The 9,184-nt window shown below is 74.8% G+C and carries 8 protein-coding genes; 7 read left to right on the top strand and 1 reads right to left on the bottom strand.

Annotated elements, in window-relative coordinates:
* Positions 1-71 precede the first annotated feature (71 nt).
* A complete protein-coding gene (gene dnaG, locus PKC53_RS17885; protein WP_324431106.1) occupies positions 72-1,904 on the top strand; it encodes a DNA primase in 1,833 nt (610 codons plus the stop codon).
* Here dnaG and PKC53_RS17880 read toward each other — a convergent pair.
* Positions 1,873-2,886, bottom strand: a complete 1,014-nt coding sequence (locus tag PKC53_RS17880) for an AraC family transcriptional regulator ligand-binding domain-containing protein (RefSeq protein WP_324431104.1) — start codon at positions 2,884-2,886, stop codon at positions 1,873-1,875. The two genes, dnaG and PKC53_RS17880, sit on opposite strands and share 32 nt — an antisense overlap.
* Before the next feature lie 169 nt (positions 2,887-3,055).
* On the opposite strand from PKC53_RS17880, the gene PKC53_RS17875 reads away from it, so the two are divergent.
* The 6 genes from PKC53_RS17875 to PKC53_RS17850 all read left to right on the top strand — a co-directional run.
* Positions 3,056-4,801, top strand: coding sequence for a thiamine pyrophosphate-binding protein (locus tag PKC53_RS17875; RefSeq protein WP_324431102.1), 1,746 nt, complete (start codon positions 3,056-3,058; stop codon positions 4,799-4,801).
* Positions 4,802-4,838: 37 nt separating this feature from the next.
* Positions 4,839-5,747, top strand: coding sequence for a bile acid:sodium symporter family protein (locus PKC53_RS17870; RefSeq protein WP_324431100.1), 909 nt, complete (start codon positions 4,839-4,841; stop codon positions 5,745-5,747).
* Positions 5,744-6,709: an SDR family oxidoreductase gene (locus PKC53_RS17865; RefSeq protein WP_324431098.1), complete on the top strand. Its 966-nt coding sequence runs from the start codon at positions 5,744-5,746 to the stop codon at positions 6,707-6,709. Before PKC53_RS17870 ends, PKC53_RS17865 begins: the two co-directional genes overlap by 4 nt.
* On the top strand, positions 6,694-7,491 hold the full coding sequence (locus PKC53_RS17860; protein ID WP_324431096.1) for an SDR family NAD(P)-dependent oxidoreductase: 798 nt from the start codon (positions 6,694-6,696) through the stop codon (positions 7,489-7,491). Before PKC53_RS17865 ends, PKC53_RS17860 begins: the two co-directional genes overlap by 16 nt.
* 114 nt (positions 7,492-7,605) lie before the next feature.
* Complete coding sequence (locus PKC53_RS17855) at positions 7,606-8,418, top strand: PaaX family transcriptional regulator C-terminal domain-containing protein (RefSeq protein WP_324431094.1); 813 nt, start codon at positions 7,606-7,608, stop codon at positions 8,416-8,418.
* Positions 8,415-9,184, top strand: a 770-nt coding sequence (locus PKC53_RS17850; protein ID WP_324431092.1) for an acyl-CoA dehydrogenase family protein, incomplete at its 3' end; no start/stop codon positions are given. The genes PKC53_RS17855 and PKC53_RS17850, both read left to right, overlap by 4 nt.

Here is a 9,184-nt window from a genome sequence, read left to right as displayed (position 1 = left end):
ACCGACCCCGGACAGCGAGTGTTCATGCGGGTCGACGGGGTTGTTCAGGGCGGACGCACTAGACTGCCCGGATGATCCCGCCGGGGTTCGTCCAGGAACTGCTCGCGCGCACCGACATCGTCGACGTCGTCGGCCGCCACGTGCAGTTGCGCAAGACCGGCGCCAACCTGGTCGGGTTGTGCCCGTTCCACGCCGAGAAGACGCCGAGCTTCAGCGTCAGCCCGGTCAAGCAGTTCTTCCACTGCTTCGGCTGCGGCGCCAGCGGCGACGCGATCCGCTTCCTCACCGAACACCTCGGCCTGAGCTTCGTCGAGGCGGTGCACGAGCTGGCGCAGCAGGCGGGCCTGAGCGTGCCCGACGACGACGTCACGCCCGAGCAGCGCGCTCGCGCGGCGCGCCAGCGCGAACGCGAGACCACGCTCGCCGGCGTGCTCCGCACCGCCGCCGACCACTACCGCGGGCTGCTCAAGGCCACGCCACGCGCCATCGACTACCTGAAGGGGCGCGGGCTCAGCGGCGAGATCGCCGCGCGCTACGCGCTGGGCTACGCCGCCGACAGCTGGCACGGGCTGGCCAGCGCCTTCGCGCGTTACGACGACCCGCTGCTGGCCGAGGCCGGGCTGGTCGTCGTGCGCGACGACGGCGACGGTGACGCCAGGCGCTACGACCGCTTCCGCGACCGCATCATGTTCCCGATCCGCAGCGTCAGGGGCGACGTGATCGCGTTCGGCGCGCGCGTGCTCGACCGCGGCGAGCCGAAGTACCTGAACTCGCCCGAGACGCCGTTGTTCGTCAAGGGCCGCGAACTGTACGGGCTGTACGAGGCGCGCGCCGCGCTGCGCGAGCGTGGCGTCGCGCTGGTCACCGAGGGCTACATGGACGTCGTCGCGCTGGCGCAGCTGGGCCTGCCCAACGCGGTGGCGACACTGGGCACCGCGTGCACGCCCGAGCACGTGGCCAAGCTGCTGCGCTTCGTCGACCGCGTCGTGTTCTCGTTCGACGGCGACGCCGCCGGGCGGCGCGCCGCCGTGCGCGCGCTCGAGGCCGCACTGCCGCACGCGACCGACGTGCGCAGCTTCCGCTTCCTGTTCCTGCCACCCGAGCACGACCCCGACTCGTACGTGCGCGCGCACGGCCGCGAGGCCTTCGAGCGGCTGATGGCCGACGCGCTGCCGCTGTCGCGCCAGCTGGTCGAGGTGGCACAGGCCGACTGCGACCTCGCCAGCGCCGAGGGCCGCGCGCGCATGCTCGCGCAGGCGCGGCCACTGTGGTCGCAGCTGCCCGACGGCGCGTTGCGCCGCCAGCTGCTGGCCGAGCTGGCGCGCCTGGGCGGCCTGCCGCTCGACGAGCTGGCCGCGCTGTGGCGCACCGACGCCGCCACGGCGCCGCGCGCCGCAGCGCGCGACGCACCCCGCGCGCCGACGCCTGCCGCCGCGGGCCGCGGTGGCGTGCTGGCGCGCCAGCCGCCGCGCCGCCCCGAGGACCGTGCGCTGCAGATGCTGCTGGCCCACGCCGAGTGGTGGGACACGCTGTCGGTGCACGAGCACGAGCTGCTGCACCAGTTGCCGGCCCCGCACGGCGCGCTGGTCGCGTGGCTCGAGCGCGACCTCGCCGAGCACGGGCCGCGCCCGTGGGCGGCGCTGCGCCGCGCGCTGGCCGACGACGTCGACCTCGCCGCCGCCGGCGTCGACACCGCCGCCTGGCTGGGCGACACCGACGCGCACGACGCGCAGCCCACCGACCTGCGCCGCGCCGTCGATCACCTGCTCGAACGCGCGCTGAAGTCCGCGCTCGACGCCGCCGCGCACGACGCGCAGCGCGACCCGCAGCGCCTGCCGCGCTACCGCGAACTGCTCGCCGAACTGGCGCAGGTCAAGCGTCGGCTCGCGGGACAGGCGGCGTGAGCCCACCCGCCTCGCCCGCCGCCGCGCCGGTGGTGCCACGGTAGCGCGCCGGCGTGGTGCCGCCCCAGCGGCGGAACGCGCGCACGAAGGCGCGCTCGTCCGAGAACCCCAGCTCGGCGGCGATGTCGACCACGCGCCGCGCGCCGGTCAGCCGCCGGCAGGCGATGTCGTGCAGCACCGCGTCGCGCAGCGCGCGAAACGACACGCGGTCGTCGGCGAGCCGGCGCACCAGGTGCCGGCCGCTGATGCCCAGTGCCGCGGCGACGCGCTCGCGCCCCCACGCCGGGTTGGCGAGCACCAAGCGCTGCACGGCGGCCGCCAGGCTCGACTGTCCCAGCCCGGCCAGCGTGCGCTCGGTCAGCGTGCGCAGGTGCTCGCGCAGCGCCGCGTTGGCCTGCACCAGCGGCAGCGCCAGCTGCGACGCGTCGAACACCAGCGCGTCGTGCGCCGCGCCGAACCGCAGCGGCACGTCGAGCAACGCCGCGTACGCCGGCGCCGGCGCCAGCGGGTCGTGCGCAAACCACAGGCCGCCGACGGCGAAGCGCCCGCCGGTGGCCCAGCGCGCCAGGCTCAGCGCGCCGGCGAGCACGGCCTCGACGCGCTCGCGCTCGCGCACCGCCAGCCGCGGCAGGTAACGCAGCTGCACCCGCTCGCCGTCGCGCACCAGCGCGAAGCCGCCGCCCTCGCCGATCGCCGGCGCGACTTCGACGAGGTCGTGCAGCGCCTCGCCGAGCGTCTCGCAGGTCACGAGCTGCAGCCCGGCGCTGTCGAGGTGGCCGGCCTGCAGCGCCAGCCCCACGCGCAGCCCGGCGAGCGGGTCGTCGGCGGCGCGGCAATAGGCGTCCCACAGCGCGTCCTGCATCGCCAGCGGCACGCGCGCCGCACCCCGCACCGCGGCGAGCAGCGCCGCCGGCAGCGCCAGTCCGCGCCGCTCGGCGAGCTGGACGATGGCCTGCGCGTAGACGCGGGAGACGCTGTGCATGAAGGCTCTGGGGGGCTGGCGGTGGCGCCGGCGGTGCGCCCGCGCATCGTAGCGAAGCGCGTGCCGATGTCCCGTTCGGTCACCCCGGTGGCGCGTTTGGCCGCTGACATGCGCGCCGCGCGCTGGCTAAGCTCGGCGCCGCGACAATCACTTCGAGGAGACGGCGGCGATGGCCAAGATCCGCGGCGGCGAGTGGCTCGCCCGCATGCTGCACGCCGAGGGTGTCGAGAAGGTCTTCGGCATCATCGACGGCACCTACTTCGGCTTCTACGAGGCGCTGAACCGGCTTGGCATCGACATCGTCACGCCGCGCCACGAGACCTGCGCCGCGCACATGGCCGGCGCCTACGCGCGGCTGACCGGGCGGCTGGGCGTGTGCATGGCCAGCAACGGACCCGGCGTGGCCAACCTGCTGCCGGGGCTGGTCGTCGAGCAGGCCGAGGGCAACCGGGTGCTGGCGATCACCAGCGCGCGCCGGCCACAGATCATGTACCCCGATCGCGGCGGCGCATACCAGTGCTTCGACCAGGCCGGCGTGATCGGCCGCATCGCCAAATGGAGCGCCGCCGCCTCGTCGTACGACCGCGTGCCCGAGCTGGCGCGCAAGGCGCTGCGCGCGTGCTGGGACGGCCGCCCCGGCGTCGTGCACCTCGACGTGCCGGAGACGGTCATGAACGGCAGCTTCGAGCCGCTGCCGCACTGGGCGCCGAACCAGTACCGCCGCACCGAGCCGCTGACACCGCGACCAGATCAGGTCGCGCAGGCGGCCGACCGGCTGCTGGCGGCGGCCGCGCCGATGATCCACGTCGGCAGCGGCGTCGTGCACGCGCAGGCCTTCGACGCCCTCGCGGCGGTGGCCGACGCGCTGCACGCGCCGGTGACGACGAGCTGGGCCGCGCGCGGTGCGCTGCCCGAGACCTCGGCGCTGGCGATCCCGATGCCGCACGTCGAACTCAACCACCGCGTGCGCAACGAGGCCGACACGGTGCTCGTCGTCGGCTCGCGCATCGGCGAAACCGACTGGTGGGGCAAGCCGCCTTACTGGCGGCACGCGAGCGAGCAGTACACGGTGCAGGTCGACGTCGACGCCGAGATGCTCGGGCTGAACAAGCCGGCCGACCTGGCGATCCAGGCCGACGCGCGGGTGTTCCTCGAGGCGCTGGCGCAGGCGCTGGCCGGCCGCACGCCGGCCCATCTGGACCAACGCCGCCAGCGCGCCGCCACCTACGCCAAGGCGCGCGCCGATGACCGCGCGCGCTGGGACCAGGCGCTGCAGAACCTGGCCGCGCCGGTCCACCCGGCGCACATCGGCACCGCCTGCGACGAGCTGTTCCCGCCCGGCACGGTGCTGGTGGCCGACGGTGGCAACGCGGCGGTGTGGGCGATGTTCCATCACCAGGCCGTCGTGCCGAACCGGGTGCTGTCGACCTTCAAGTTCGGCATGCTCGGCGCCGGCATGGCGCAGGCGATCGGCGCGGCGCACGCGCGTCCGGGCGAGCCGGTGTGCTGCATCATCGGCGACGGCGCGTTCGGCTTCCACCCGCAGGAGGTCGAGACCGCGGTGCGCACCCGGGCGCGCGTGGTCTGGATCGTGCTGGCCGACAAGCAGTGGGGCATGGTGAAGATGAACCAGCAGTTCATGCTGCGGCCGTTCAAGACCATGCTGTTCAAGAAGCTCGACGACGACGAGACGATCAAGGCCGACCTGCACGAGATCCGCTTCGACGAACTGGCGCGCTCGATGGGCGCGCACGGCGAGCGCGTGTCCGACCCGCAAGCGCTGCGCGCGGCGATCGCGCGCGCGCTCGACAGCGGCGGCCCGGCGGTGATCCACGTCGACGTCGACCCGGTCAAGCACATGTGGGCGCCCGGGCTGCTGCACTTCAAGAAGATGCACGAGGAGCCCAAGGGCTGAAGCGGCCGGACGACGACGAGCGACGCAGGCCAGCACGATGGGCGAGATCGACGCGGTACGGCTGAACTTCAACCCGCAGTCGCTGTGGGCGCTCAACGCCATCATCGGGCTGGTGATGTTCGGCGTCGCGCTCGAGCTCAAGCCGCGCGACTTCCGGGCCGTGCTCGTCACGCCCAAGCCGGTGCTGATCGGGCTGGCGGCACAGTTCGTGCTGCTGCCGGCCCTCACCTTCGGGCTGGTGCTGGCGATCCGGCCCGCGCCCAGCGTCGCGCTGGGCATGATGCTGGTGGCCGCCTGTCCGGGCGGCAACGTCTCGAACTTCCTGACCCACTACGCGCGCGGCAACACCGCGCTGTCGGTGTCGATGACCGCGGTGTCGACTGCGGTGGCGATCGTGATGACGCCGCTGAACCTGGCGCTGTGGGCCGGGCTGTACGCGCCCACGGCGTCCATCCTGCGCTCGGTGTCGCTCGACCCGCTGGACATGCTGCTCGCGGTGGCGCTGCTGCTGGGCGTGCCGATGGTCGCCGGCATGTCGATCGGGCACCGCTTCCCGCGCCTGGTCGCGCGCGTGCACCGGCCGGTGCGCGCGGCGTCGCTGCTGATCTTCGGCCTGTTCGTCGTCGGCGCGCTGGCGGCCAACTGGCGTCACTTCCTCGACTGGGTCGGCGTCGTCGTCTTCGCCGTGTTCCTGCACAACGCGACCGCGCTGGCCAGCGGCTGGGCCGCGGCGCGCGCGGCCGGCCTGCCCGAGCGCGACCGGCGCGCGGTGGCGATCGAGGTCGGCATCCAGAATTCGGCGCTCGGGCTGATCCTGATCTTCAACTTTTTCGGCGGCCTGGGCGGGATGGCCATCGTCACCGCGTGGTGGGGCGTCTGGCACCTGATCTCCGGGTTGACGGTGGCGACCTGGTGGTCGCGCCGCGACCCCGGGCCCGCGGCGTGAGCGCCCCGTCGGTCCTCGTCACCGGCGCGGCCGGCATGCTCGGCCGCGGCCTCGTGACGGCGCTGGCGGCGCGGCGCATCGAGACGCGCACGGTGGTCGCCACCGACCTGCGCCGCGTCGCCGACGCCGAGCGCCACCCCGGCATCGTCTACGCCGAGCACGACGTGCGCGCGCCCGGGCTGCAGGCGCTGCTGCGCGCGCACGCCGTCGACACCGTCGTCCACCTGGCCTCGATCGTCACGCCCGGCCCCGGCGACGACCGCGCGAAGGCCTACGCGGTTGACGTCGAGGGCACCCGCCACGTGCTCGACGCCTGCCTCGCCGCGGGCGTCAGGCGGCTGGTGGTGAGCTCCAGCGGCGCGGCCTACGGCTACCACGCCGACAACCCGCCCCGGCTGACCGAGGACATGCCGCTGCGCGGCAACGACGCCTTCGCCTACGCGCGCCACAAGCGGCTGGTCGAGGAGATGCTCGCCCGGGCACGCGCCGCGCACCCCGAGCTCGAACAGGTGGTGCTGCGCATCGGCACCATCCTCGGCGCGCACGTCGACAACCAGATCACCGCGCTGTTCGAGCGCGCGCGGCCGCTGGCGATCCGCGGCAGCGACAGCCCCTTCGTCTTCGTCTGGGACGAGGACGTCGTCGGCGCCATCCTGCACGCCATCGCGGGCGGGCCGCCGGGCGTGTACAACCTCGCCGGCGACGGCGTGCTGACGATGGCCGAGATCGCCGCGCGGCTGGGCAAGCGCTGCCGCGTCGTGCCGGCGTGGCTGCTGCAGGCGGCGCTCGCGCTGGCCAAGCCGCTCGGGCTGACGCGCTACGGGCCGGAGCAGGTCGGCTTCCTGCGCTGGCGGCCGGTGCTGGACAACACGCGGCTGAAGACCGTGTTCGGCTACGTGCCGCGCCACACCACGGCGCAGGCTTTCGACCGCTGGGTGGCGTCGCGGTGCGCGTCACGCTGATCACCGGCGGCGCCTCCGGCCTGGGCTGGGCGATGGCGCGCCACTGGGCCGCCGGCGGCGACGCACTGCTGCTGGCCGACATCGACGGCGATGGCCTCGCCGCGCGTGCGGCCGCGCTCGCCGCCGCCGGCGTCGCGCGCGAGCGCATCGCGCTCGTCGCCGGCGACCTGACCCGGGCCGACGTGATCTCACGCGTCGTCTCGACGGCACAGGCGCGATTCGGCCGCGTCGACCTGCTGGTCAACAACGCCGGCATCACGCACCGATCGCCGGCGCACCGCACCGACCCGGCGGTCATGCGCCGCGTGATGGCGGTCGACTGGCAGGCCCCGATGGAGCTCACGCTGGCCGCGCTGCCGCTGCTGCGGGCGTCGCGAGGCACGATCGTGACGATCGGCTCGATGGCCGGCTGGATGCCGGTGCCGGGGCGCGCCGCCTACGGCGCGGCCAAGGCGGCGCTGACCCAATGGTTCGAGGTGCTGCGGCTCGAACTGCAGGCCGACGGCGTGCGGCTGCTGATGGTGTACCCGTCGTTCCTCGACACCCCGATCGAGCGGCATGCGCTCGGCGCCGACGGCGCACCGGCGCCGCACGCACGCTCGACGCTCGGCCGCGTGCGCAGCGCGCAGGACACGGTGCGGGCGATCGACCGCGCGCTGGCGCGCGGCGCGCGCTGGCTGGCGCCGGACCCGCTGGCGCGCTTCGGCGCGCTGCTGTGGCGCGTCGCGCCGGCGTGGTACCTGGCGAGCGTGCGGCGACGCTTCGCGGGCGAACTGCGCTGAGCGCCCGGGTGCGGCCGCGACGCGCCGGCGGGGATCCGCCTGGGTCGGGCGAGGTGGCGCGGGTTCATTACATGTCTTGACTCTCTCTTCGCACAGATGTAATTTCTGCGCGGCATGACACCGAACCCGCGCCACCTGATCCTCAACCTGCTGCTCGGCGCCGGGGGCCAGGCGTTGAGCGCGCGCACCGCCGTCGCGGCCTGTGCGCTGTTCGGACTGCGCGAGAACAGCGTGCGCGTCGCGCTGGCGCGGCTGGCGGCCTCCGGCCTGGTCGAGCCGGCCGGGCGCGGCAGCTACCGGCTGGGGCCGCAGGCGGCGGGCCTGGCGGGCGACGTCGCGCAGTGGCGCGGCGCGGCGGCGCGCCTGCGCGACTGGTCAGGCGGCTGGATCGCGGTCCACACCCCGCCGGGCGCGTCGGCCGGTGCCGCCGCGCCGGCCGCCACTCGCCGCGCGGCGCGCCGCACGCGCGAACGCGCGCTCGGGCTGCTCGGCCTGCGCGAGCTCGAGCCCGGACTGCACCTGCGGCCGGACAACCTCGCCGGTGGCGCGGCCGCGGTGCGGGACCGCCTGACGCGGCTCGAGCCGGACGGTGATGCCGCCGTGTTCGTCGCGCGCGACCTCGACCCGGCCCGCGAGCGGCGCGCGCGTGCGCTGTGGGACGGCTCGGCGCTGAACCGGGGCTACCGCGCGACGCGCCAGCGGCTGGAGCGCTGGCTGGCGCGCGCCGACCGGCTGCCGTTGGCCGACGCCGCACGCGAGTCGTTCATGCTCGGTCACGACGCGATCCGCCAGCTCGTGTTCGACCCCCTGCTGCCGGCGCCACTGGTGGACGCCGACGCGCGCCAGGGCTTCATCGATGCCGTCGCGCGCTTCGACGCCGCCGGCCAGTCCATCTGGAACCGCTTTCGCGAGGAGACCGCCCCATGAACGCCCCCGACCGCCTGGCCAAGCCCGCCCTCCTCGACCCCTGCGCCGCCGAGACGCACGAGGTGGTCAACGTCGGCCGCGAGCTGGTCGACTTCAACGCCTACGCGCAGGATGCCGCGCTGCAGGCCGCCGTGCAGCGCGAGGGTGCCGGCTGGGCGCACGAGTCGCTGCTCGACTTCGGCCGGCTCACCGGCAGCGCCGAGTACCTCGAGCTCGGCGTGCTGGCCAACCAGCACCCGCCCGAGCTCGACACCCACGACCGCTTCGGCCGCCGCATCGACCTCGTCCGCTTTCACCCGGCCTACCACCGGCTGATGGCCACCGCGATCGAGCACGGCATCCACGCGTCGCCGTGGACCGACCCCAGGCCCGGCGCGCATGTCGCGCGCGCGGCGCACGAATACCTGCACACCCAGGTCGAGGCCGGGCACGGCTGCCCGGTGACGATGACCTTCGCGGCCGTCCCGGCGCTGCGCAGCACGCCCGCGCTGGCGGCGGCCTGGGAGCCGAAGATCACCGCGCGCGTCTACGACCCGCGCAACGTGCCCGACGCGCAGAAGGCTGGCCTGACGATCGGCATGGCGATGACCGAGAAGCAGGGCGGCTCGGACGTGCGCGCCAACAGCACGCGCGCGCTGCCGGTCGGCGCCGAGGGGCCGGCCCAGGCCTACGAGCTGGTCGGCCACAAGTACTTCGTCAGCGCGCCGATGTGCGACGCCTTCCTGGTGCTGGCGCAGGCCCCGGGCGGGCTGTCGTGCTTCCTGCT

Origin of the sequence: Azohydromonas sp., from assembly GCF_035325925.1 — a bacterium.
GTDB lineage: Bacteria > Pseudomonadota > Gammaproteobacteria > Burkholderiales > Burkholderiaceae_C > Calidifontimicrobium.
The sequence above is the reverse complement of the archived record's forward strand: the minus strand, read 5'-3'. Positions and strand labels throughout refer to the sequence as shown.